14 protein-coding genes are annotated in these 24,633 nt (G+C 73.8%); 8 read left to right on the top strand and 6 right to left on the bottom strand.

What is annotated here, in order from left to right; all coding sequences use genetic code 11:
• Positions 1-17 precede the first annotated feature (17 nt).
• Positions 18-1,292, bottom strand: coding sequence for an extracellular solute-binding protein (locus ACN20G_RS19400; RefSeq protein ID WP_424214062.1), 1,275 nt, complete (start codon positions 1,290-1,292; stop codon positions 18-20).
• A gap of 222 nt (positions 1,293-1,514) precedes the next feature.
• Between ACN20G_RS19400 and ACN20G_RS19395 the strand changes: the two genes are divergently transcribed.
• The 3 genes from ACN20G_RS19395 (at position 1,515) to ACN20G_RS19385 (ending at position 5,649) form a co-directional block, all read left to right on the top strand.
• Positions 1,515-3,188 carry a glycoside hydrolase family 13 protein gene (locus ACN20G_RS19395; protein ID WP_424214061.1) on the top strand — a complete coding sequence of 558 codons (1,674 nt, stop codon included), beginning with the start codon at positions 1,515-1,517 and terminating at the stop codon, positions 3,186-3,188.
• Between the two features lie 360 nt (positions 3,189-3,548).
• Positions 3,549-4,577 (top strand): LacI family DNA-binding transcriptional regulator, encoded by a 1,029-nt coding sequence (locus ACN20G_RS19390; protein ID WP_424214060.1) that lies wholly within the window; start codon positions 3,549-3,551, stop codon positions 4,575-4,577.
• 172 nt (positions 4,578-4,749) lie between these two features.
• A complete protein-coding gene (locus tag ACN20G_RS19385) occupies positions 4,750-5,649 on the top strand; it encodes a phosphatase PAP2 family protein (RefSeq protein WP_424214059.1) in 900 nt (299 codons plus the stop codon).
• Between the two features lie 93 nt (positions 5,650-5,742).
• Here the strand turns inward: ACN20G_RS19385 and ACN20G_RS19380 are convergent, their stop codons facing one another.
• The 5 genes from ACN20G_RS19380 to ACN20G_RS19360 form a co-directional block, all read right to left on the bottom strand.
• Positions 5,743-8,742, bottom strand: a complete 3,000-nt coding sequence (locus tag ACN20G_RS19380) for a bifunctional [glutamine synthetase] adenylyltransferase/[glutamine synthetase]-adenylyl-L-tyrosine phosphorylase (protein ID WP_424215583.1) — start codon at positions 8,740-8,742, stop codon at positions 5,743-5,745.
• A 368-nt stretch (positions 8,743-9,110) separates the two neighbouring features.
• On the bottom strand, positions 9,111-9,470 hold the full coding sequence (locus tag ACN20G_RS19375) for a tRNA-binding protein (protein WP_424214058.1): 360 nt from the start codon (positions 9,468-9,470) through the stop codon (positions 9,111-9,113).
• A gap of 48 nt (positions 9,471-9,518) precedes the next feature.
• A complete protein-coding gene (locus ACN20G_RS19370) occupies positions 9,519-10,250 on the bottom strand; it encodes a class I SAM-dependent methyltransferase (protein ID WP_424214057.1) in 732 nt (243 codons plus the stop codon).
• Positions 10,247-11,620, bottom strand: coding sequence for a crotonyl-CoA carboxylase/reductase (gene ccrA / locus ACN20G_RS19365; protein ID WP_424214056.1), 1,374 nt, complete (start codon positions 11,618-11,620; stop codon positions 10,247-10,249). The genes ACN20G_RS19370 and ccrA overlap by 4 nt, the downstream gene beginning before the upstream one ends.
• The gene (locus tag ACN20G_RS19360) at positions 11,617-12,999 is read right to left on the bottom strand and encodes a cytochrome P450 (protein ID WP_424214055.1); all 1,383 of its coding nucleotides are present in this window, start codon (positions 12,997-12,999) and stop codon (positions 11,617-11,619) included. Before ACN20G_RS19360 ends, ccrA begins: the two co-directional genes overlap by 4 nt.
• Positions 13,000-13,269: 270 nt before the next feature.
• Here ACN20G_RS19360 and ACN20G_RS19355 point away from each other — a divergent pair, with 270 nt between their 5' ends.
• The 5 genes from ACN20G_RS19355 to ACN20G_RS19335 are packed head-to-tail and all read left to right on the top strand — an operon-like array spanning position 13,270 to position 24,591.
• Positions 13,270-20,535 (top strand): amino acid adenylation domain-containing protein, encoded by a 7,266-nt coding sequence (locus ACN20G_RS19355; protein WP_424214054.1) that lies wholly within the window; start codon positions 13,270-13,272, stop codon positions 20,533-20,535.
• Positions 20,532-21,716 carry an FAD-dependent monooxygenase gene (locus ACN20G_RS19350; protein WP_424214053.1) on the top strand — a complete coding sequence of 395 codons (1,185 nt, stop codon included), beginning with the start codon at positions 20,532-20,534 and terminating at the stop codon, positions 21,714-21,716. The genes ACN20G_RS19355 and ACN20G_RS19350 overlap by 4 nt, the downstream gene beginning before the upstream one ends.
• The gene (locus ACN20G_RS19345) at positions 21,713-23,116 is read left to right on the top strand and encodes a phthiocerol/phthiodiolone dimycocerosyl transferase family protein (RefSeq protein ID WP_424214052.1); all 1,404 of its coding nucleotides are present in this window, start codon (positions 21,713-21,715) and stop codon (positions 23,114-23,116) included. The genes ACN20G_RS19350 and ACN20G_RS19345 overlap by 4 nt, the downstream gene beginning before the upstream one ends.
• A 47-nt stretch (positions 23,117-23,163) precedes the next feature.
• Positions 23,164-24,075 carry an SDR family oxidoreductase gene (locus ACN20G_RS19340; protein WP_424214051.1) on the top strand — a complete coding sequence of 304 codons (912 nt, stop codon included), beginning with the start codon at positions 23,164-23,166 and terminating at the stop codon, positions 24,073-24,075.
• A gap of 48 nt (positions 24,076-24,123) precedes the next feature.
• Positions 24,124-24,591 carry a nuclear transport factor 2 family protein gene (locus ACN20G_RS19335; protein ID WP_424214050.1) on the top strand — a complete coding sequence of 156 codons (468 nt, stop codon included), beginning with the start codon at positions 24,124-24,126 and terminating at the stop codon, positions 24,589-24,591.
• Positions 24,592-24,633 lie beyond the last annotated feature (42 nt).

Below are 24,633 nucleotides of genomic sequence, written 5' to 3'. Positions count from 1 at the left end.
TCGGCGCTCACGATCGGCTACTTCCAGCCCTTGAGGATCTTGCGGAAGGCGACGCCGGTGGCCTTGGCGGCGTCCTCGGGGCTCGACGCGCCGGTGACCGCCTTCGTCCACTCCACCTTCAACGGCTCGAACAGGGACCCGTTCTCCGGGATCCAGGCCCGCTCCACGGCCTTGTCCACGGCCGGCTTGAAGAACGCGACCATCTCCTGGGACTTCACGTCGGGCTGCTCGTAGGCGGCCGTGCGGGTGGGCAGCAGGCTCAGTTCCTTGGTGGTGCGGACCTGCGTCTCCTGCGAGGTCATGTAGCGGACGAACTCGTGGGCCGCGGCCCGGTTCTTCGAGCCCGCGTACACGGCGAGGTCGTGCCCGCCCTGCGGGGCGCCCTGCTTCGCCGAACCGGCCGGCACCGGGGCCACGCCCAGGTTGGCCTTGTCCTTGAACGCCTCGCCCGCGTAGGTGTCGGCCACGCCCCAGGGGCCGTTGACGACCATCGCGACCTGCCCGGTCTTGAAGGCGGTCTGCATGTTGGCCCAGCCGTCGGTGGCGTTGGTGATCGCCGCGCCGGACGTGACGAGGTCCCGGGCCGCCGCGAACGCCTTCACCCCGGAGGCGTTGTCGACGGTGACCGTCTTCGTCTTGGCGTCCACCAGGTCGCCGCCCTCGCCGTAGAGGAACGGCAGCGCCCAGTACGAGTCGTCGCCGCGCAGGTACAGGCCGGTCTTGCCGGTCTTCTCCTTGATGGTGGCGGCGGCGGCCTTCAGCTCGGTCAGTGAGGTCGGGGGCTTGACCCCGGCGTCGGCGAGCATCTTCTTGTTGTAGAAGAGGCCCAGGGTGTCGATGACCTGCGGGACGGCGTAGGTCTTGCCCTCGTACTCGCCGCTGGCGGCGGCCTGCGGCAGGAACTCGGCCTTCACCTTCGCCGCGTCGGCCGCCGGTATCTCGTCGAGGTAGCCCAGGGAGGCGAAGTCGGCGACCCAGCCCACGTCGGCGCGGATCACGTCGGGGGCGTCGGAGCCGGAACCGAAGGCGTTCTTCGCCTTGTTCTGCGCGTCGCCGTAGGGCACGTTGACGTACTTGACGGTGACCTTCGGGTGCTTCGCGGTGAAGCCCTCCGCGATCTTGCGGAAGGTCTCCTTCTCGGCGTCGTTGGAGGTGTCCCACCAGGTGACCGTCCCCGACAGTTCGCCGCCCGCCGCCGGGTCGTCCGCGCCCTGCTCGCCGCCGCCCGAGCAGGCCGTCGCCGCGAGCGCCATCGCCACGATGAGCGCGCCGGCCGCTGTGCCTCGCCGCATGTGAACTCCTTCGATATCCCGGCCGCGCCCTCGCGGTCCCGAGTTGCGAGGGGAACGTAACAACGGCGGAACCCCTCCCGAAAGAGCTTGCCGCAAATTTCTGCAAGAACACGCGATCGTTACATCCACGTGTCCGGACGGTTGTCACGCCCCTGTGCGGGGGCCGGAACGTTCGACACGGCGGCACCGCAACCTGCCCTTCGGCACCCGCGTTGACCGGGCATGACCCACGAGTCGACCACCCACTTCCCCGCGGACCCGGCCGGCGGACCGCTCACGGGGCCCCCGCCCGCCCGGGCCTGGTGGCGCGACGCCGTCGTCTACCAGATTTACGTGCGCTCCTTCGCCGACTCCGACGGCGACGGGATCGGCGACCTGCGCGGGGTCCGCGACCGCCTCCCCCACCTGGCGCGGCTCGGCGTCGACGCCCTGTGGCTCACGCCCTTCTACCGCTCCCCCCAGGCCGACGGCGGCTACGACGTGGCCGACCACCGCGCCGTCGACCCCCGGTTCGGCGACCTCGACGACGCGGTCGACCTGATCGGCGCCGCCCACGCGCTCGGGCTGCGCGTGCTCGTGGACCTCGTCGCCAACCACACCTCCGAGGCCCACCCCTGGTTCGAGGCCGCCCGCGCCGCCCGCCCCGGCTCCCCCGAACGCGCCCGCTACCACTTCCGCCCCGGCCGGGGCCCGGACGGCGCCGAACCCCCCAACGACTGGCCCTCCCTGTTCGGCGGCCCGGCCTGGACCCGACTCGGGACGCCCCCCGACGACGGTGACTGGTACCTGCACCTGTTCGCCCCCGAACAACCCGATCTGAACTGGGAACACCCCGAGGTGCGGGCCGAGTTCGCCGGGGTGCTGGAGTTCTGGCTGGAGCTCGGGGTGGACGGCTTCCGGGTGGACGTCGCGCACGGCATGGTCAAGGCCCCCGGCCTGCCCGACCACGGCGGCCGGCGCCCCGACGAACCCGCCCCCGCCCTCCTCGACGCCACCCCGCGCCCCTGGTTCGACCAGGACGGGGTGCACGAGATCCACCGCTCCTGGCGCCGGCTGCTGGACTCATGGCCCGGCGAGCGGATCGCCGTGGCCGAGGCGTGGGCCCCGACCCCGGACCGGCTGGCCCGGTACGTGCGCCCCGACGAACTGCACCAGGCGTTCAACCTGGCCCTGGCCCGCTGCCCGTGGGAGGCGGGGGCGCTGCGCGCGGTGGTCGACGGGGCGCTGGCGGCGGAGGCGGCGGTGGGCGCGAGCCCGACGTGGGTGCTGTCCAACCACGACACGGTCCGGCACCGGACCCGCTTCGGGTCCTTGGCCCGGGCCCGGGCCGCCGCCCTGCTGATGCTGGCCCTGCCCGGCTCCGCCTACCTGTACCAGGGCGAGGAGCTGGGGCTGGAGGAGGTGGCGGACCTGCCGGACGGGCTGCGCGCGGACCCGGCCTTGCACCGGGGCGCGGGAGCGGGCGGGCGCGCGGGGCGGCACTCCGGGCTGCGGGACGGCTGCCGGGTGCCGCTGCCCTGGGGCGGGGACCGGCCGCCGTTCGCCTTCGGCCCGGAGGGGAGTTGGCTGCCGCAGCCGGCCGGGTGGGCGGCGCTGACGGTGGCCGAGCAGACCGGGGACCCGCATTCCACGCTGGAGTTGTACCGGGCGGCGCTGGAGTTGCGGCGGGCGCTGCCGGGGCTGGGCGCGCCGGAGGCCGGGCCGCTGGTGTGGTCGCCGTCGGCGGAGGGGGTGCTGCTGTTCACCCGGCCGGGGTTCGCGTGCACGGTGAACACCCTGCCGGAGCCGGTGGAGCTGGCGGCGCCGGGCCGGCCGGTGCTCTCCAGCGCGCCGATCACGACGGACGGCCGGCGGGCCGCGCTGCCGGCGGATTCCTGCACGTGGTGGAGCGCCTGAGGCCCGGGGCGTCCGGGCCGGGGGCCGGTCGGGGGCCGCTCCGGCGCCGGCCGGATTCCGCCCGGCGTGAACGGGGCGCGCGGCGGACGGAACGCGCCGGTCCGGTGCGCCCGGCGCGGGCGGGGGCGCCCCGTGCGAGCCGGAGCCGACGGCGCCGGCCCCTCGACCGGGGCCAATCGACCTCCCACCGCCCGGAGTTGAGGGGGCGCGCGGCCGGCGGGGGGCGCCGACGAAGCCGGACGGGGCGGGAGGATCCGGTGCGAAGGGGGCGGGGCCCGGGGGCCGGGCGGAGGGAGTCCGGCGCGTCGGGCCGCGCGCGGGGATGCCCGGCGTGCCGCGCGCCCGGTACAGTCGGCCATCATGACCGCGCGGCTAGCCGACATCGCAGCCCAAGCGGGGGTCAGCGAAGCCACAGTCAGCCGCGTGCTCAACGGCAAGCCCGGTGTGGCCGCGGGCACCCGTGAATCCGTGCTGGCCGCGCTCGACGTGCTCGGGTACGAGCGGCCGGTGCGTCTGCGCCGGCGCAGCGCCGGCCTGGTGGGCCTGATAACCCCCGAACTCGACAACCCGATCTTCCCGGCGCTCGCGCAGGTGATCGGCCAGGCGCTGACCCGGCAGGGGTTCACCCCCGTGCTCGCGACGCAGACGCCGGGCGGGTCCACGGAGGACGAGCTGACCGAGATGCTGGTGGACCGGGGCGTGGCCGGGATCATCTACGTCTCGGGCTTGCACGCCGACACCACCGCCGACACCGACCGCTACGAGGCCCTGCGCGGCCAGGGCGTGCCCTACGTGCTGATCAACGGTTTCTCGCCGAAGGTGCAGGCCCCGTTCGTCTCGCCCGACGACCGGGCGGCGATGCACCTGGCGGTGACCCATCTGACGGCGCTGGGGCACACCCGGATCGGGCTGGCCGTGGGGCCGAAACGGTTCGTTCCGGTGTTGCGCAAGATCGAGGGCTTCCGGGCCGCGATGACGGAACGGCTGGGTCTGTCGGAGGCGGAGACCGAGCGGCTGGTGCAGCACTCCCTGTTCACGCTGGAGGGCGGCCAGGCCGCCGCGTCGGCGTTGATCGGGCAGGGGTGCACGGCGGTGGTGTGCGCGAGCGACATGATGGCGCTGGGCGCGATCCGGGCGGCGCGGCAGCGGGGCCTGCGGGTGCCGGCGGACGTGTCGGTGGTCGGGTTCGACGATTCCCCGTTGATAGCTTTCACCGATCCTCCGCTGACCACCATCCGGCAGCCGGTGCTCGCGATGGGGCAGGCCGCCGTGCGGACCCTGCTGGAGGAGATCGGGGGCACCCCGGCGCCGCCCAGCGAGTTCGTGTTCCTCCCGGAGCTGGTCGTGCGGGGTTCCACGGCCTCGGCGCCGGCCCGCGGCTCCGGCTGATCCGGAATTCCTCGCTTCCCGCCCCCTCCCCGGAACATTCGCAGGTGGGAGGGGGTTTGCTCGGCCTTCTCCGGAACCGGTGGAGGGTCCTCCGCAAGGTGTACGTCCTGCGCCGAAGACCGTTCCACGGGATGATCGGAGCCGGGGGGCCGATCTGGCAGACTCTCCCCCTATGGGCGAAGCGAGCGTGAAGACACTGGAAACCCGGACTGACGTCCCGCCGCCCAGCGTGCGCGAGAACGACACCGCCGAGCCGACCGGCGGGGGCGTGTGGGGCCGTATGCGAACGCCGCGCCGACCGCGTCTGCGGTTCGAGCTGGCGCTGATCGGCCTCAGCTATTGGATCTACTCCATGATCCGCAACGCGGTGCCCGAGCAGAAGGCGATCGCGCTGCGAAACGCCGACTGGATCTGGGGCGTGGAGCGGGATCTGGGCATCGCCGTGGAGCGCACGATCAATCACGCCGTGAACTCGGTGACGTGGTTGGTGGTGGGGATGAACTACTACTACGCCACCCTCCACTTCATCGTGACCATCGGCGTGCTGGTGTGGATCTACCGCTTCCACCCGGGCCGGTACGCGGCCACGCGGATGGTGCTGTTCGCGACCACGGGCGTGGCCCTGCTCGGTTACTGGCTGTACCCGCTCGCGCCGCCCCGGTTGATGAACGGGGTGGACTTCGTGGACACCGTGCTCGTCCACAAGACCTGGGGGTCGATGGCCTCGGGCGACCTCAAGCACATGTCGAACCAGTACGCGGCGATGCCGTCGATGCACATCGGCTGGTCGCTGTGGTGCGGGCTGACGATCTTCGCGGTGGCCACCGTGCCGTGGGCGCGGGTGCTGGGTCTGCTGTACCCGACGGCGACGCTGGTGGTGATCGTGGCGACCGCGAACCACTTCTGGCTGGACGCGGTGGGCGGCATGATCTGCCTGGCCTTCGGTTACGCGGTGTCGCGGGCCTGGTACGGGGCGATGCCGCACCGGCTGCCCCGGCTGCCGGAGTGCTCCGATCCGCATCCGGTGACGGCGGCGCTGTCGCGTCGGGTCCGGGCCCTGCGCCGGGCCTGAGCCGCCCGGCCCTCTCCCTTCGCTCACGCTCCTCGTCCACGCCGCCGGCCCCGGGTCTCCCCCGGGGCCGGCGGCGTGTGCGGGCGGGTGCGGTCAGGAGCCGTAGAACAGCTCGTCCACGACGGCGCGGGCCCGGCGGGTCACGCGCCGGTAGTCGTCCAGCATCTCGCCGGCCCGACCGGGCCGGTAGCCGAGGTGCCGGCCGACGGCGGCCAGCTCGCGCGCGTCGGTGGGGAAGGTGTCGCCGGCCCGGCCGCGCACGAGCATGACGGCGTTGCGGACCCGGGTGGCGAGCACCCATGCCTCGTCCAGGGTGCGGGCGTCGTCGGTGCCGATGAGGTCGGCGGCGTGGGCGGCGGCCAGCGCGGCCCGGGTGCGGGTGGTGCGCAGTCCGGGTTCGGCCCAGGCGTGCCGGAGCTGGATGAGCTGGACGGTCCACTCCACGTCGCTGAGGCCGCCGCGACCGAGTTTGGTGTGCAGGGTGGGGTCGGCGCCGCGCGGCATCCGTTCGGACTCCATGCGGGCCTTGAGCCGGCGGATCTCGCGAACGGCGTCCTCGCCGAGTCCTTCGGCGGGGTAGCGCAGGGGGTCGACGAGTTCGATGAAACGGGCGCCGAGCTCCTCGTCCCCGGCGACGGGCAGGGCCCGCAGCAGGGCCTGGCTCTCCCAGACCACCGACCAGCGCCGGTAGTAGGCGGCGTAGGAGGACAGGGTGCGCACGAGGGGGCCGGAGCGGCCTTCGGGGCGCAGGTCGGCGTCGATGAGCAGCGGCGGGTCGGCGGTGGGGAGCTGGAGGAGTCTGCGCATCTCGGCGATGACGGTCTGGGCGGCCTTGGCGGCCTCCTGTTCGTCGACGCCGGGGCGGGGTTCGTGGACGAAGAGGACGTCGGCGTCGGAGCCGTAGCCGAGTTCGTGGCCCCCGTAGCGGCCCATGCCGATGACGGCGAAGCGGGTGGGGAGGGTCTCGCCCCAGGTCTCGCGGACGGCGGCGCGCAGGGCGCCGGCGATGGTGGCGGAGGTGAGGTCGGTGACGGCGTCGCCGACCCGGTCGACGAGGGCGCCGGCGTCGTCGGTGGCGGGCAGGTCCTCGGTGCCGTGGGAGGCGATGATGTCGGCGGCGGTGGTGCGGAAGAGCTCGCGGCGGCGCACCCCGCGGGCGGCGACCACGGCGGCCTCGGCGTTCTCGGCGCGGCCGACGGCGGCGAGGACCTCCTGTTCGAGGGCCTCGTGGGTGCGGGAGACCAGCCCTTCGGGGTCGCCGAGGAGGGCGACGGCCTCGGGGGCCCGCAGCAGCAGGTCGGGGGCGAGCCGGCCGGCGGACAGGACCCGGGCGAGGTTCTCGGCGGCGGCGCCCTCGTCGCGCAGCAGCCGCAGGTACCAGGGGGTCTTGCCGAGGGCGTCGGAGACCTTGCGGAAGCCGAGGAGGCCGGCGTCGGGGTCGGCGGAGTCGGCGAACCAGCCGAGCATGACGGGCAGCAGGGTGCGTTGGATGGCGGCCTTGCGGGTGACGCCGGAGGACAGGGCCTCCAGGTGGCGCAGGGCGGCGACGGGGTCGTTGTAGCCGAGCGCTTCGAGGCGCTGGCCGGCGGCGCGGGTGGACAGTCGGGTCTCGCCGGGGGCGAGCTGGGCGACGGCGTCGAGGAGGGGCCGGTAGAAGAGCTTCTCGTGCAGTCGGCGGACCACGGAGGCGTGGCGTTTCCATGCCTTGTGGAATTCGACCACGGGCTCGGTCCGCAGGCCCAGGGAGCGGCCGAGGCGGCGCACGTCGGCCTCGTCCTCGGGCACGAGGTGGGTGCGGCGCAGCCGGTAGAGCTGGATGCGGTGCTCCATGGCGCGCAGGAAGCGGTAGGCGTCGCCGAGCTGGGCGGCGTCGGTGCGGCCGACGTAGCCGCCGGCGGCCAAGGCGTGCAGGGCGTCGAGGGTGGTGCCGGAGTGCAGAGTGGCGTCGCTGCGGCCGTGCACGAGCTGGAGGAGCTGGACGGCGAACTCCACGTCGCGCAGGCCGCCGGGGCCGAGCTTCAGTTCGCGCTCCACGCGGTCGGCGGGGATGTTGTCGACGACGCGGCGGCGCATCTTCTGCACGTCGGCGACGAAGTTCTCGCGTTCGGCGGCCTGCCACACCATGGGGGTTATGGCCTCGATGTAGCGGGCGCCGAGCTCGGGGTCGCCGGCGACGGCGCGGGCCTTGAGCAGGGCCTGGAACTCCCAGGTCTTGGCCCAGCGCTGGTAGTAGGCGAGGTGGGAGGAGAGGGTGCGCACGAGGGGGCCGTTGCGGCCCTCGGGGCGCAGGTTGGCGTCGACGGGCCAGATGGCGCCCTCGACGGTGGTCTCCGAGCAGATCCGCATGAGGTGGGAGGCGAGGCGGGTCGCGGCCTGGAGGGCGGCGGTCTCGGTGCCCTCGGGGGCGCCCTGGGCGGGTTCGGCGACGAAGATGACGTCGACGTCGGAGACGTAGTTGAGCTCGTGGCCGCCGCACTTGCCCATGGCGATCACGGACAGCCGGCAGTTCTCGGCGTCGCGGGGGGCGGCGGCGGTCGCGATGCGCAGGGCGGCGCGGAGGGTGGCGGTGGCCAGGTCGGCGAGTTCGGCGGCGGTCTGGGCCACGTCGGTGGTGCCGCACACGTCGCGGGCGGCGATGGACAGCAGGCAGCGGCGGTAGGCGACGCGCAGGGTGACGGGGTCGTGGGCCTCGGCGAGGCCGGTCTCGAACTCGGCGACGCCGGGGTGCAGGTCGGCGGCGTCGTAGGTTTCCAGGGCGTGCCAGTCGCCGGGGTGCCGGGCGAGGTGGTCGGCGAGGGCCTCGGAGGCGCCGAGCACGCCGAGGAGTCGATCGCGCAGGGGTTTCGCGCCGAGGAGGGTGGAGAGCAGGGTGCGGCGTTCCTCGTCGTCCGCTTGGGCCTCGGCGAGCCGGACCAGGCCGCGCAGGGCGAGGTCGGGGTCGGCGACGGCGCCGAGGGCGTCGAGGAGGACGGGGTCTTGGCGGACGGGGGCGAGGACCTCGTCGTCGAGGAGGGCGGCGGCGGCCGAGGGGTCGGTGAAGCCGCTGCGCAGCAGTCTGATGAAGGTGCTGCTCCTGCGTCCGGGGACCGTCATGCGCCCGCCCTCTCGCTCCTGCGGCGCGTCGTCCTCCGGGCTCGGCGGGTGCGGATCGTCCGGGTCCGGCCCCTGTTCGGGGGGTGGTCCGTCGTGCTCCGCGGTCACCATCGCGCTCGTCGTCATGACGCGACCCTGCCCTGGTCGTGTCCTGGTGCTGCCCTGACGGGCCGGGGTGTGCCCCGACCTTGCCCGGGTTTGACCGGGTGTTGGATCGGTGTTGACCCGGTCCCGGTCGGGCGGCGGAAAAGGCACGCGTGCACCACGCCACCACCCGTCGGGTTCGACCTTAGTCGCACGGGGCCCGATCCACGTCGAACCGGGGTTCGGCGCGGATCGGACGGGGCCGCGGGTGAGGGGTCGGGGGCTCAGCCGATGACGTCGCCCGGTTCCGCGGTGGGTTCGGGGGCGAGGAGGTTGACCAGGCCGTCGGCGTCGTAGGAGCCGAGGACGAGGAAGCGGCTGGTGTAGCCGGCGATGCGCTTGGCGCCGAGGTTGACCACGCCGATGATCAGGCGGTCCTTGAGGTCCTCGGGTCGGTAGTTGGTGACCTGGGCGCTGGTGGCGAGGGTGCCGACGGCCGGGCCGAAATCGGCGGTGATCTTGTAGGCGGGCTTGCGGGCCTCGGGGAACTCGTCGACGGTGAGGATCCGGCCCACGCGGATGTCGGTGGCGAAGAAGTGCGCCGGGTCGGTCTCGGGCTTGGCGGTGTCGCGCTCGTCGCTCATGGGGTTCGCTGCTCGCTTCGCTGTGGGGCGGGTTGACGGGAACTCAGGTTAGTGCAGGGGGCTTTGGCGGTCCTCGCCGAGGCGGACGGTGACGCACTGGCCGAAGCGGTTGGCGGTGGTGCCGAGCACGGTGGCGTCGATGGAGCCGAGGAGCCGGCCGAGGCCGGCGGCGCTGAAGGACTGGGAGGCGAAGCCGCCGGCGCCCCGGAAGACCACGCCGCCGTACTCGCCGGGGCTCTCGACGAGGGCGTCGATGCCGCAGGCGGTGTAGTAGGCGCGGCGCAGGGTGGTGGTGTGGGGTTGTTCGTTGAAGACGGAGACCACGGCGGTGCCGCCGACCGCGGCGACGCTCGCGAGGACCTTCTCGGGTTCGGCGAAGTTCCCGAGCAGGTTGAAGGGGAGGAATTGCAGGGGGCGGCGGGCGGTGACCTCGCCCTGCCAGGTCTCGCTGTGCAGCACGTCGCCGACGACGGCGCGGGCCTGGGCGCCGAGCCCCTCGGCCTCGATGCGGCGGGCCAGGGCGGCTATGGCGCCGGGGCTGATGTCGACGCCGAGGTAGGGGATGCCGGCGGCGCGGGCGACTTCGAGGGCGCGGCCGTCGTAACAGCCGAGTTCGACGAGGCCGTCGCTGAGGTGCCGGCCGGCGGACTCCAGGGCGACCAGCCCCTCCATCTGGAGGTAGGAGAGGAGTTCGTCGGGGAAGTGGGCGGCCCGCATGATCGCGGGGGCGCCGCCGTCCCGGTAGAAGGAGGGGTCCTCGGCGGGCTCGGTGCGTGTCACGTCTGGTTCACCTCGGGGTGGGCCGCGTCGCCCGTGCGGGGGCGGAAGCGGTTGATGGCGTCGATGTGGCGGGCGCGGGTTTCGTGGTCGCGGACGCCGAGTCCTTCTTCGGGGGCGAGGCAGAGGACGCCGACTTTGCCTTGGTGGACGTTGCGGTGGACGTCGTGGGCGGCTTGTCCGGTGTCGGCGAGGGTGTAGGTCTTGGAGAGGGTGGGGTGGATCCTGGCCTTGGCGATGAGGCGGTTGGCTTCCCAGGCTTCGCGGTAGTTGGCGAAGTGGGAGCCGATGATGCGTTTGAGGGACATCCACAGGTAGCGGTTGTCGTATTCGTGGAGGTAGCCGCTGGTGGAGGCGCAGGTGGTGATGGTGCCGCCCTTGCGGGTGACGTAGACGGAGGCGCCGAAGGTCTCGCGGCCGGGGTGTTCGAAGACGATGTCGACGTCCTCGCCGCCGGTGAACTCGCGGATCCGGGCCCCGAGGCGTTTCCATTCCTTGGGGTCCTGGGTGTGTTCGTTCTTCCAGAAGCGGTAGTCCTCGGCGGTGCGGTCGATGACGGCTTCGGCGCCCATGGCGCGGCAGATCGCGGCTTTTTGGGGTGAGGAGACGACGCAGACGGGGTGGGCTCCGCCGGCGAGGGCCATTTGGGTGGCGTAGGAGCCGAGGCCGCCGGAGGCGCCCCAGATGAGGACGTTGTCGCCTTGTTTCATGCCGGCGCCGTTGCGGGAGACGAGTTGGCGGTAGGCGGTGGAGTTGACCAGGCCGGGGGCGGCGGCTTCCTCCCAGGAGAGGTGGGCGGGTTTGGGCATGAGTTGGTTGGACTTGACCAGGGCGATCTCGGCGAGGCCGCCGAAGTTGGTCTCGAAGCCCCAGATGCGTTGTTCGGGGTCGAGCATGGTGTCGTTGTGGCCGTCGGAGGACTCCAGCTCGACCGACAGGCAGTGCGCGACCACCTCGTCCCCCGGCCGCCAGGCGTTCACCCCGGGACCGGTCCGCAACACCACACCGGCCAGGTCCGAACCGATCACGTGATACGGCAGATCGTGCCGTTTGGCGAGGTCCGAGCGGCGCCCGTAGCGCTCCAGGAAACCGAAGGTGGGCAGCGGTTCGAAGATCGAGCTCCACACGGTGTTGTAGTTCACCGAGGAGGCCATGACGGCCACGAGGGCCTCGCCGGGGCCGAGTTCGGGGACGGGCACCTCGGCGAGGTGGAGGGATTTGCGGGGGTCCTTGTCGCGGCTGTCCATGCCCGCGAACATCCCGGTGTCCTCGGCCCGCAGCACCATCGCCCGGTAGGACTCGGGCAGGGCCAGGGCGGCCACGTCGGCGGGGGTGCGGTCCTCGGCGAGGAGGATGTCGAGCAGGGGGTTCACGCGGCGGCCTCCTGAGTGCGGGCGGTGGTGCGGATCCGCAGCGGGCCGGCGGGTCGCAGGGCCATGCCGAGGTCCGCCGGCGGCAGCGGCGCGCCGGCGGGTGCCACGGCGTGCAGGGCGGTGTGGCGGAGCACGGTGGCGAGGGCCACGGTGATCTCCAGGGTGGAGAAGCGGGCGCCGACGCAGGCGCGGGGGCCGGCGCCGAAGGGGAACCAGGCGTGCCGGGGGCGGGTGGCCTCCGCCTCGGGCAGGAAGTGGTCGGGGTGGAATTCCTCGGGGCGTTCCCACAGGTCGGGGCGGCGGTGGGTGACCCAGGGGGTGACGTACACGTCGGCGCCGGCCGGGATCCGGTGCCCGTCGACCTCGGTGTCGGTGACGCAGCGGCGGCCCATGATGGCGACTGCCGGGTAGAGCCGGGTGGTCTCCTTCACGATCCGGCCGAGCAGCGGGAGGGCGTCGAGGTCGGCGGCGCCGGCGGGCCGGTCCCCGAGGACGGCGTCGACCTCGGCGCGGGCGGCGGCCTGGACCTCGGGGTGGGCCGCGAGGAGGTGCAGGGCGTAGGCGAGGGTGGTGGCGGTGGTCTCGTGGCCGGCGAGCAGGAAGATCAGGATCTGGTCGCGGACGGCGTCGGCGTCGAGGGCGGCGCCGTCCTCGTCGCGGGCCCGCAGCAGCAGCGAGATCATGTCCTCGCGCTCCTCGCGTTCCCCGGCGGCGATGCGGCGTTCGATGATCGCGTCGCAGACGGCGTACAACTCGCGGCGGGCGGCCTCGGTGCGGCGGTTGGCCGGGGTGGGCCAGGTGCGGGGCACGCGGACCGGGGAGAGGCCCCGGCGCAGGACGCTCTCGCCGATGACGGGGAAGCAGCGGCGGATCACGTCGGCCGCCGTGTCGGTGTCGGTGCCGAACAGGACCCGGCCGACGACGCGCAGCGCGAATTCGGCGGTGTCGGCGCCGACGTCGGTCGTGGCCTCGGGGGCGGTTTTCCACGCGTCGAGGGTGCGCATCGCCTCGGCGTGCACGACGGAGGCGTATCCGCCGACCCGTTTCGGGGTGAAAAGGGGCTGCACCATGCGACGCTGGAAGGCGTATTCCGCGTCCTGGCTGGTGAGCAGTCCGTTTCCGACGGTTTCCCGTATCTCGGTGTAGGTCGGATTGTCCTTGCGGAATGCGGGGGCCTGTCCCGCGAGAATCTGCCGGACCGCTTCCGGGGAGAACGCGCCGTACACCTCGGTGCGCATTCCGGGTGGTCCGGCCTGAAATCGGACCACGTCCCCGACGGTCGACTGGGCCTTGAGATACGCGGCGAGTACGTCCTCGCGCAATTCCTTCAGCGAGCCGAGAAACGGCTGGCCGGGGACGAGCGGCACTTCCCTGCTCACTGCGTTCCTTTCCGGTCGACGGGCGTGGACACCCCTGGGATTGTTGCCACGGGAAACCCGTCTCCGCCAGGGGGGTCGCCGGACTGTCCGGTTATTTCCGGGTCGTCCCGGAAGTGTTCCGCCGGGCAGCGTTCTCGGGGGTGTTTCCGAGGCCGGCACAGCGTTGCCTGGTAGTGGCAGTACCAGGCAGGGGAATTTCTGGATCCGGTGGAACTCGGCGCACAGGCTGAGCGGCGCAACGTCCGCAGGGCTCGACTCGACAGGGGAACCGTGAATTCACCGGCGTGGGCATCGTTGACGGCTTGGCAGCGGGACATCTGGGTGGCGAACGCGCTGTTCCCGGGGCTGCCGCAGTTCAATCTGCACGTTTCGCGACGGTTCGCGGGCCCGGTGGACGCGGGTGCGCTGCGGGCGGCGGCCGAGGCGGTCGCGGCCCGGCACGACGCGCTGCGCCTGGAGTTCCGCGAGGTCGACGGGGTGCCCGGGCAGCGGGTCGGCGCGGCGGCCCCGGCCGTGGCGCTCGTGGACCTGTCGCAGGAGGGCCCGGGGGCGGTGGAGCGCTGGGTGGCCGAGACGGCCGGCCGGCCCTTCGACCTGTTCGCGGGGGCCCCGGTGCGGATCGCGGTGCTGGTGGAGGGGCCGGGCGCGGTGCACCTGTGCGTCGTGGCCCACCACCTGCTGGCCGACGCGTGGGCGTTGAACCTGCTGCTCGCTCAGGTGGTGGCGGTGCTGGCGGGCGAGGCGCCGACCGGCGTGGAGCCCTCCGCGCTGGACGCGCTCGAGGACGAGGCCCGCTACCGGGACTCCGCGCAGTACGAGAAGGACCGCGGGTATTTCCGCACGGCTCTCACGGGGGTGGAGCCGGCGTTGTTCACGCGGCGCGCGGGGAGCGGGGAGCGGGTCTCGGCCCGGCACTCGTTCACGCTGCCGGCCTCGGCGGCGGCCCGGATCCGGGAGCGGGGCCAGACCCCGTTCGCGTTCCTGGCCGCCGTGTTCGCCGTGCACCTGGCGCGGCTGCACCGGGTGGAGGACGTGGTGCTGGGCGTGCCGCTGTTCAACCGGCGGGGGGCGGCGCAGCGGCGCACGGTGGGGCAGTTCGCGAACACCCTGCCGTTGCCGGTGCGGGCGGCGGGGAAGGTGCCGTTCGCGGAGTTGGTGGCGACGGTGCTGCGGGACAACCGCGAGTTGCAGCGGCACGAGCGGTTCCCCCTGGGCGAGGTGTTGCGGGAGGCGCCGGCGGCGGACGGGGCCCGGCGGGCGTTGTTCGACGTGACGCTGTCGTACGTGCAGTGGCCCACCGGGCAGGAGTTGGCCGGGGTCGCGCAGGAGACGACGGGAGCCACGCGGGCGCACGACCACGACGTGCTCGCGGTGGTGGTGAACGAGCCGGCGGACGGCTCGGACCTGGTGGTGGACCTGGACTTCGCGACGGACGTGTTCGACGCGGACTTCCCGGTGGCGGCGTTCGGCCGGCACGTGCGGAACCTGGTGCTGACCGCGTTGGAGGACCCGGACGCGCCGGTGTCGGCGTTGAGCGGGCCGGCGCCGGCGGAGCGGGCCGCGCTGATCGCGGAGCACAACCGGACGGCGGTGGCGTTCCCGTCGGAGGCGACCCTGCACGGCTTGTTCCTGGACCGGGCGGCGGCGGTGCCGGAGCGGGCCGCGGTGACGGGTCCGGGGGCGGAGGAGCGGCTTTCGTACGCGGGGCTGGCGGAGCGTTCGGCCCGGGTCGCGCACGCGTTGACGGGGGCCGGGGTGGAGCCCGGGGACCGGGTGGCGGTGGTGATGGAGCGGTCGGGGGCGCTGCTGCCGGCGTTGCTGGGCGTGTTGCGGGCGGGCGCGGCGTACGTGCCGGTGGATCCGACGCACCCGGAGGAGCGGGTGCGGCTGTTGCTGGCGGACTCGGGGGCTCGGGTCGCGGTGACGGGTCCGGGGGTGGAGCCCGGGTGGGGGGCGCTGTCGGAGGTGAAGGTGGTGGACGCGGGCGGGGAGCTGCCGGCGGCGCCGGAGGGGTTCGGGGAGCCGGCGGGGCCGGGGTCCTTGGCGTACGTGCTGTACACCTCGGGGTCCACGGGCCGGCCCAAGGGCGTGATGGTGGAGCACCGGTCGGTGGTGAACCGGCTGCACTGGATGCAGCGGCGCTATCCGGTGGGTCCGGGGGACGTGTTGTTGCAGAAGACCCCGGTGACCTTCGACGTGTCGGTGTGGGAGTTGTTCTGGTGGCAGTCGGCGGGGGCGGAGCTGACCCTGTTGCCGCCGGGCGCGGAGCGGGACCCGCGGGCGTTGTTGGAGGCGGTGGAGTCGCGGCGGGTGACGGTGGCGCACTTCGTGCCGTCGATGCTGGGGCAGTTCCTGGAGCTGTTGGAGGAGCGGCCGGAGCTGACGGCGCGGGCGGGTTCGCTGCGGCGGGTGTTCTGTTCGGGCGAGGCGCTGCCGGCGGAGTACGTGAACCGGTTCAACCGGGTGTTCGCGGCGGCCGGGGTGCGGGTGCCGGCGTTGGTGAACCTGTACGGGCCGACCGAGGCGACGGTGGACGTGTCGTACTGGGACTGCCCGGCGGACCCGGGGACGCCGGTGACGCGGGTGCCGATCGGGTTCCCGATCGACAACGTCGAGCTGCACGTGCTGGACGCGTACGGGCACCCGCAGCCGGTGGGCGCGGCCGGTGAGCTGTGCGTGGCCGGGGTGGGGGTGGCGCGCGGTTATCTGGGGCGGCCGGAGCTGACGGCGGCGGTGTTCACGGAGCACGCGTTCACGCCGGGGGCCCGGATGTACCGGACGGGGGATCTGGCGCGCCGCTTGGCGGACGGGTCCCTGGAGTACCTGGGGCGTCTGGACGACCAGGTGAAGGTGCGCGGGAACCGGGTGGAGCTCGGTGAGGTCGAGCACCGCCTGTCGCTGGTGCCGGGGGTGCGGGGCGCGGTCGTGCTGCACCGGGTGTCGGCGGGGCGCGGGGACTCCCTGGTCGGGGTCGCCGTGCTGGTCGGGGTATACGTGGGGGACGCGGAGCTGGATCCGGCCGAGGTGCGGGCGGTGTTGGCGCGGGACCTGCCGGAGTACATGATCCCGGCCCGGTTCGCGCGGGTGCCGGCGATCCCGTTGTCGGCGAACGGGAAGGCGGACCGGCGGGCGCTGTTGGCGGCGCTGCCGGAGCGGGCGGAGCCGGCGGCCGGGTTCGTGGCGCCCCGGGACGGGGTGGAGTCGGTGCTGGCCGAGGTGTGGGCCGAGGTGCTGGGCCTGCCCCGGGTGGGGGTGCACGACGACTGGTTCGTGCTGGGCGGGGACTCGATCACGATGCTGCGGGCGCGGGCCGGGGCGGAGCGGCGCGGTTGGTCGGTGGGCCTGTCGGACATGACGCGGCTGCCCACGATCGCGGCCCTGGCCCCGTTGGCGAGCCCGCTCGCGGAGCTCGTGCCCGAGCCCGTGGACCAGCCGTTCGCGCTGGTCACGGGCATGGACCGGGCGCGGCTGTTGGGGGCGGGCGCGGTGGACGCGGTGCCGATGACCCGGCTGGAGCTGGGGATGCTGTACCACGGGGACGAGGAGGGCGCGGAGCGGGTCTACAAGGACGTGTTCCGGTACCGGCTGCGGGCCGGGTGGGACGGGGCGGCGTTGCGGGCGGCGCACGCGGCGCTGGTGGCACGGCACCCGGCGTTGCGGTCCTCGTTCTCCTTGGGCGGGCACACGGAGCCGCTGCGGGTGGTGCACGCGGGGGTGGCGGGCTCGTTGGAGCTCGTGGACCTGCGGGACGAGGACCCGGCGGCGGCCGAGGCGGCGGTGCTGGCGCACGTGGCGGAGCGGGCGGCGTTCCGCTACGACCCGGAGGTGCCGGGGCTGCACCTGACGCGGTGCCATGTGCGCGGGGACGGGACGCTGGACCTGGTGGTGAGCTTCCACCACGCGATCCTGGACGGCTGGAGCGTCGCGAACCTGGTGACGGAGCTGTTGGGCGACTACCTGGCGCTGTCGGCGGGCGGGTCGCTGCCCGAGCACCCGCCGCTGCCCTCGCCGGTGGCGCACGTGCGGCGGGAGCGGGAGCTGTTGGCCTCGCCGGAGGCGCGGGAGTTCTGGCGGGAGGCGCTGGCGGGCGCGGAGCCGACCCAGTTGGACCCGTTCACCTCGTACGAGGCGCCGGGGGACGGCGCGGGCGTGGTGCACCACGTGGAGCTGGACGCCGAACTCCAGGCTTCGATCCGTGAGTTCACCGCCGAGTACGCGGTGCCGCTGCGGCTGTTGCTGTTCGCGGCGCACTGCCTGACCCTGCGGCTGCTGTCGGGGGCGCGGGACGTGACCACGGGCCTGGTGACGCACGGCCGGCCGGAGGTGGAGCACGCGGACCGGCTCACGGGCCTGTTCCTGAACACGATGCCGTTCCGTCTGGGCGACGGGCAGCCGGACTGGTTGTCGGTGGTGCGGGAGGTGGTGGAGCGGGAGCGGGCGGCGCATCCGTTCCGGGCGTACCCGTTGAGCGCGGTGCAGGAGGCGCGGGGCGGGGCTCCGCTGCTGGACACGGCGTTCACGTTCGTGCGGCTGCACAACCTGGAGTCGGTGCTGGACGCGGACCGGCTGGAGCTGCTGGACCTGACCACGTGGGAGGAGACGAACTTCGGTCTGCTCGTGAACGCGCTGGTGGACCCGCGCGACGGTTCGGTGCGGCTGCGGTTGAACGGCTCGGGCCGGATCTACACCCCGGCGCAGGCGGCGCTGTACGGGGAGGCGATGGCGGCGATCGTGCGCCGGATCACGACCCGGCCGACGGAGGACGTGTCCTTCGACTTCCTGGCCCCGGCCGGGGAGCTGCCGGCGAACCCGACGGACGTGCCGCGTCCGGTCACGGACCGGTTCACGGAGACCGCCGGGCGGATCCCGGACGCGCCGGCGGTGGTCTTCGGCGAGCTGACGTGGACCTACCGGGAGCTGGACCTGGCGGCCCGGCAGGTGACGTCGGCGCTGCTGGCGGCGGGGGTGCCGGCCGGGGCGGGGGTGGGCATCGCCCTGGACCGCTCCCCCGAGATGATCGCGACGGTGCTGGGCGTGCTGCGGGCCGGCGCGGCCTGCGTGCCGTTGGACGTGTCGTACCCGGCGGAGCGGATCGCGCGGATGATCGAGCGGGCCCGCCCGTTCCGGGTGATCGCGCACGCCGCGCACGCGGGCCTGGTGCCGGATCCGGCGCTGCTGCTGCCGGTGGAGGGGCTGCCGATGCCCGGGGATCCCGGGTTCGCGGCGGCGACCGAGGCCGTCGAGGCGGCCGGCACGGGGATCGCGGACCGTACCCCGGACCTCGACGACCTGTGTCTGATCCTGTTCACCTCGGGCTCCTCGGGCGAGCCGAAGGGCGTGGAGCTGCCGCACCGGCTGTGGGCGAACTACACGCAGTGGCAGTTGCGGGCGGAGACGAACGCGCCGGGCGCCCGGACCCTGCAGTTCGCGCCGCTCAGCTTCGACGTGTCCTTCCAGGAGATCTTCTCCACCACCGCCTGCGGCGGCACCCTGCACCTGGTGTCGGAGGGCGATCGGCGGGATCCGGCGGCGCTGCTGCGGATCCTCGACGAGCAGGGGATCGAGCGCTGGTTCATGCCGTTCGTGGCGCTCCAGGCGGTGGCCGAGGCGAGCGATCTGCTGGGGATCCGGCCGCGCGCGCTGCGGATCCTGATCTCCTCCGGCGAGCAGTTGCGGGTGACGGACGAGCTGCGGCGGTTCTGCGCGGCCCGCCCGACGCTGCTGGAGAACCAGTACGGGCCCACCGAGACGAACATCGCGGGCGCCCACCTGCTGTCCGGGGACCCGGCCGGGTGGCCGGCGCTGCCGCCGATCGGGGTGCCGATCGACGGGGCGGAGACGCACGTGCTGGACGGGCGGCTGCGGCCGGTGCCGGTGGGCGTGGCCGGGGAGCTGTACCTGGGCGGGGCCTGCCTGGCGCTGGGCTACAAGGACCGCCCGGACCTGACCGAGGAGCGGTTCGTGCCGCACCCCTCGCGGCCGGGGGCGCGGCTGTACCGGACCGGGGACGTGGCCCGGGTGCTGCCGGACGGGACGACGGTGTGGCTGGGCCGCGCCGACGACCAGGTGAAGGTGCGCGGGTTCCGGGTGGAGCCCGCGGAGGTCGAGATCGCGATCACCTCGCTGGCGGAGGAGTTCCCGGGGATCCGGGGCGCGGCGGTGGTCGCCAAGCGGCGCGGCGAGGGCGGGGACTCCTTCCTCGTCGGCTACCTCCTCGGCGAGGAGGGCGCGGCGGATCCGACGGCGCTGCGCGGCCGGTTGCGGGAGTCGCTGCCCGAGTACATGGTGCCCGCGCACCTGGTGTGGCTGGAGCGGCTGCCGATGACGCCGAGCGGCAAGCGCAACGACGCGGCACTGCGGGCGCTGGAGATCGAGGCCGGTCCGAGCGCCGAGTCGGTGCCGCCCCGGGACGCCCTGGAGGCGGGTCTGGCCGGGCTGTTCGGGGAGATGCTGAACCGGCCCGGGATCGGTGTCCACGACGATTTCTTCGCGCTCGGCGGGACCTCGCTGACGGCGATGCGGCTGATCGTGACGATCGAGAAGCGCTACGGGGTGCGGATGCCGTTGACGGCGTTCGTGGCGGCCCCGACCATCGCGACGCTCGCGGAGCGGCTGCGGTCGGGGGACGCGAGCGCGGCCTTCGACCCGGTGGTCCCGATCCGCACCGCGCCGGCCGGGGCCCCGGCCCGCAGGCCGGTGTTCCTCGTGCACCCGCTGGGCGGCAACGTGCTCTGTTACGTGCGCCTGGCCCGGCACCTGCCGGCGGACCAGCCGCTGTACGCCCTCCAGGCGGCCGGCGCGGAACCGGGCACCACCCCGATCACCACCCTGGCCGGGCTGGCCCGCTCCTACCTGGACGCGATCCGCCGGGTGCAGCCGGAGGGCCCGTACCGGATCGGCGGCTGGTCCTTCGGCGGGTTCGTGGCCTTCGAGATGGCCCGGGAACTGCGCCGCACCGGGGAGGCGGAACTGGAACAGCTGGTGCTGCTGGACTCCATCGCCCCGGACCCGGGCGAGCGGCCGGAGGTCGCCGAACTGGCCATGATGGAGTGGTTCTTCTGGGAGCTGATCTGGGTGGACCGGGGCGGCAGCGCCCCCGTGGACCGGATCCCCGAGCACCTCGACACCGAGGACTCCCGCCTCGACTACATCGCCGAACGCGCGGCGGAGGTCGGGATCGTGCCGGCGGCCACCGCGCGGACCGCGATCCGCCGCCTGTTCGACGTGTACAAGGCGAACTGGAACGCGCTGCGCGAGTGGACGCCCGAGCCGGAGCCCATCGACCTGACGCTGGTCAAGGCCACGGCCCCGCTGCCCGACGTGCTGCGCCCCATGCACGGCGCGGCCCGCACCCTGCACGACGCGCCCGCCAACGGCTGGGCCACCCTCACCAGCGGCCGGATCGAGGTCGTGGACGTCCCCGGCGACCACCTGCTGCTGCTGGACGAACCCTTCGTGATCGACGTGGGCCGCACCATCACCCCCGTCCCGGCCGGGCAGGCCGCGGACACCTCCGAGGAAGGGACGGCATCGTGACTGCCGCCGGCAAGACGAAGGCGATCGTGGTCGGGGCGGGCATCGGCGGGTTGACCGCCGCCGCCGCCCTGCGCAAGGTCGGCGTGGACGTGGAGGTCCACGAACGGGCCCGCGAGCTGCGACCGGCGGGCGGGGCCCTGTCGTTCATGACGAACGCGGTGACGGCCCTGCGGACCCTGGACATCGACCTGCGGATGGAGGACCACGCCGAGATCCTGGAGGAGCTGCACTTCCTCACCACCGGCGGCGAGGTCATCCGCACCCTCCGGTTCAAGGAGATCTGCGAACGGCTGGGCGCGCCCAGCTTCGGCGTCTCGCGGACCCTGCTCCAGCAGTTGCTGCTCAAGGAGATCGACGACACCCCGCTGCGTCTGGACTCGGCGGCCGTCGGCTACGAGCACGACGCGGACGGCGTCACCGTCCTGTTCCGCGACGGCTCCGAGGCCCGCGCCGACGTGCTGATCGGCGCCGACGGCTTCGACTCGGCGATCCGCCGGCAGGTCGCGGGCCCGGAGGAGCCCCGCGAGACCGGCTACCTGTGCTGGGTCGCCACCCCCGAGTTCACCCACCCCCGGGTGCCCAAGCAGTACGGCGCCCACTACTGGGGCCGCGGCGCCCGCTTCGGCATCGCGAACATCGGCGCCGGCCGGATCTACTGGTGGGGCACGAAGAACATGCCGGTGGAGCGGGCCCGCGCCTGGGACGGCGACAAGGCCGAGATCCTCGACGCGTACGCGGGCTGGGCCCCGGAGGTGGTCGCGGCCGTCGAGGCCACCCCCATCGAGGAGATCACCGCGTTCCCGGCCCGCGACCGGCCGTTCCTGGAGCGCTGGGGCGACGGCCCCGTGACCCTCCTCGGGGACGCCGCGCACCCCATGATGACCAGCCTCGGCCAGGGCGCGTGCATGGCCGTCGAGGACGCCGTCGTCCTCGCCCACCACCTGCGCGACGCCCTCGCCGCCGGCGCCGACCCCCGCCGGGGCCTGCGCTCCTACGAGGCCGCCCGCCGCGACCGCACCCGCAAGATCGTGAACGGCGCGCACGCCCTGAGCGGCCTGGAGCAGACCGAACAGCGCCTGCGGATCATCGGCCGCGACCTGTTCTTCCGCTTCGCCCCCGACTCCGTCCTCGACAAGACCAACTCCGAGTACCTCGACTTCTCCCTGGAGGCAGGCGCGTGAGCCGCAAGCACACCCCGGGGGCCGTGCCCACCGGCGAACCGGCCCGCCCGCTCAGCCCCCTGGAACGCTGGTACTGGATCTGCGACCAGCTCTCCCCCCTGAACGTCGTGGGCCACACCCGGCTGCACGGCGCCCTCGACCCCGACACCGCCCGCCGCGCCCTGTCCTCGCTCCAGGCCCGGCACCCGCTGCTGCGGGTCGCGATCGAGGCCGAGGCGGACGGCACCAGGCCCCGGTTCCGGCCCGCCCCGGACCGCCCGATCCCGCTGCGCACGGTCCGCGTGCCCGCCGACGCCCCCGAGCCGGACGCCGACGCGCACTGGGAACGCGAGGTCAACGCGCACGAGCTGGTCACGGCCGTGAACTCGACCGCCGGGCCGCTGGCCCGCGCCCTGCTGGTGACCCGTACCGGGGTCGACGGCGCCCCCGACACCCACGACCTGGTCCTCACCCTGTCGCACGTGATCGCCGACGGCACCACGGTGCTGACCCTGGCCCGGCAGTGGATCGAACTGGCCGCCGCCGTCCTCGCCGCCGGCGACGCCGAACCGCCCGCCGTGAGCACCCTGCGGACCCTGCCCCCGCCCGAGGGGCTGCTGCCCGCCGGGCACCGGGGCGCGGCCGGCCTGCGCAAGGTGATCGGACAGCAGCTCGCCGAACGGGACCTGGCGAAGAAGCTGGCCCCGCGCCGCTTCGAACCCACCGAGCGGGTCCCCTTCGACCGGCGCGTCACCCAACTGCTGACCCGCTCGATCACCGGCGAGGACCTGGCGGCGCTGATCGAGGCGTGCAAGCGGGAACAGACCACGGTGCACGGGGCGTTGACCGCCGCCATGGCCCTCGCCGCCGCCAAGGACGCGGGGGACGAACCGGGGCCGTTCACGATCGGCTCCCCCATCACCTTCCGCGAGGCCCTGGACCCGGTGGTGCGGGAGGACGAGGTCGGCACCTACGTGGCGACCGTGCCCTCGATCGTGGACCACCGGCCGGGGGCCCCGCTGTGGCCGATCGCCCGTTCCGTGGCCCGGGACCTGTCGCGGCGGCGCCGGCACGGGGAGCACCTGACCTCGGTGGCCTCGCTGGGCCCGGTGGCCCCCAAGTCGGTGGCGAAGAGCGAGCGGTTCCTCACGTTCATGCAGGAGAAGGGCCCGATCACGCTGTGCGTGTCGAACGTGGGCCGCTTCGACTTCCCCGACGAGGTGGGGCCGTGGCGGGTCACGCGCGCCGAGTTCGTCGCCGGACTGTCGGTGAACGCCTACTACTGCGCGTCGATCACCACCGCCCACGACCGGCTGTCGTGGAACTTCACCCACGTGGAGGGCGCGGTGGACGCCGACCGGGCCCTGCGCCTCGCGGACGCCTCCGTGGAGGCGCTCCTCGCCGCCGTGAAGTCCTCCTGACCCCGTCCCCGCGCCCGCGCCGCCCCGACCGCAACGGAGAAAACCTCGTGTCACCACAGTCCCCCCTGCTCGACCCCCGAGGGAAGGCCGTCCTCGTCACCGGCGCCTCCTCGGGCCTGGGCGAGGTCACCGCGCACCGTCTGGCCCGGGTCGGCTTCCGGGTCCGGGCCGGGGTGCGGCGCGTCGAGGACGCCGAGCGCCTCGCCGCCGCCGGCGTCCCGAACCTGACCCCCGTGATCCTCGACGTCACCGACGAGGACGGCATCGCGAAGGTCCTGGACACCATCGCCGAGGAGGAACCCGAGGGGGGCCTGTTCGGGCTGGTCAACAACGCGGGCATCGCCGTGACCGCGCCGCTGGAGTGCGTGGACAGCGCGCTGCTGCGCCGGCAGCTCGACACGAACGTGGTGGGGCAGCTCGCCGTGATCCGGGCCGCGCTGCCGCTGCTGCGGGCGGGCGACACCCCGGGCCGGATCGTGAACGTCACCTCCGGCCTCGGCAACGTGGCCCTCCCCTACATGGGGGCGTACGCCGCCGCCCAGTTCGCGAAGGAGGCCCTCAGCGACTCGCTGCGCCGGGAGCTGGCCCCGTTCGGCATCTCGGTCAGCGTGGTGCAGCCGGGGGCGATCACCACCCCGATCTGGGACAAGATGGCGCTGGAGGCCGGCCGCACCCTGGAGTCCGCCCCCGCCCCCGTCGCCGCCCTCTACCGGCAGTCCTTCCGCCGGTTCCTGGAGGAGAACGAGCACTCCGCGCGCACCGGCGGCCTCACCCCCGACCACGTGGCCCGCACCATCCTGCGCGCCCTGGTCAGCCCCCGGCCCAGGACCCGCTACGGCGTCGGCAAGGACGCCACCGGCGGCCGGCTGCTGTCCCGACTGCTCCCGGACCGGGCCGTCGACAAGGTCTTCAGCGGCCTGGTCACCACGGACACCGACACCGACAGCGACACCCCGTAACCCCTGCCCTTCCAGCCACCGCACGCACCGCAGAGAGCGAGTCCCCTCATGAGCACCGTCGATCACCGCGCACTCTTCCGCCACAGCCTCGAACTGCTCGGCTCCGGCCGGGTGGAGGAGTGGGTGGACCTGTTCGCCGAGGACGGCGTCCTCGAATTCCCCTACCCCGCCTGGGGCTTCGCCGGCCGGATGCGGGGCCGGGCCGAACTCCTGGCCCAGATGACCATGTTCGGGCAGCAGCTGAAGGTGGACTTCGCCGAGCCCGAGTTCCTGCCGACCGCCGAGGAGGGCCTGGTCGTGGCCTCCTTCACCGGCGAGGCCGTGCTCCAGGCCACCGGCGGCGCCTACACCCAGACCTACCTGTCGATCGTCCGCTTCGACGCCGAGGGCCGCATCACCCTCTACCGCGACTTCTGGAACCCGTGGCTGGTGATGGAGGCCGCGGGCGGCGAACTCGCCTGGAAGCAGGCCCTCCAGGCCCTCGCCGCGGGCGCGGCGGCCGGCCCCGACGCCTGACCCTCCGGCCGACCCGTACGGCCGCACACCCCGGTCGCCCGG

The sequence above is a fragment of the Streptomyces dryopteridis genome (assembly GCF_049606955.1).
GTDB lineage: Bacteria > Actinomycetota > Actinomycetes > Streptomycetales > Streptomycetaceae > Streptomyces.
Note: the sequence above shows the minus strand (reverse complement) of the source record. Positions and strands in the feature narration are given on the sequence as shown.

Excerpts from the sequence above, each read along its gene's own strand:
- ACN20G_RS19400 (WP_424214062.1), bottom strand. The coding sequence starts at position 1,292 with ATGCGGCGAGGCACAGCGGCCGGCGCGCTCATCGTGGCGATGGCGCTC.
- ACN20G_RS19395 (WP_424214061.1), top strand. The coding sequence starts at position 1,515 with ATGACCCACGAGTCGACCACCCACTTCCCCGCGGACCCGGCCGGCGGA.
- ACN20G_RS19390 (WP_424214060.1), top strand. The coding sequence starts at position 3,549 with ATGACCGCGCGGCTAGCCGACATCGCAGCCCAAGCGGGGGTCAGCGAA.
- ACN20G_RS19385 (WP_424214059.1), top strand. The coding sequence starts at position 4,750 with ATGGGCGAAGCGAGCGTGAAGACACTGGAAACCCGGACTGACGTCCCG.
- ACN20G_RS19380 (WP_424215583.1), bottom strand. The coding sequence starts at position 8,742 with ATGACGGTCCCCGGACGCAGGAGCAGCACCTTCATCAGACTGCTGCGC.
- ACN20G_RS19375 (WP_424214058.1), bottom strand. The coding sequence starts at position 9,470 with ATGAGCGACGAGCGCGACACCGCCAAGCCCGAGACCGACCCGGCGCAC.
- ACN20G_RS19335 (WP_424214050.1), top strand. The coding sequence starts at position 24,124 with ATGAGCACCGTCGATCACCGCGCACTCTTCCGCCACAGCCTCGAACTG.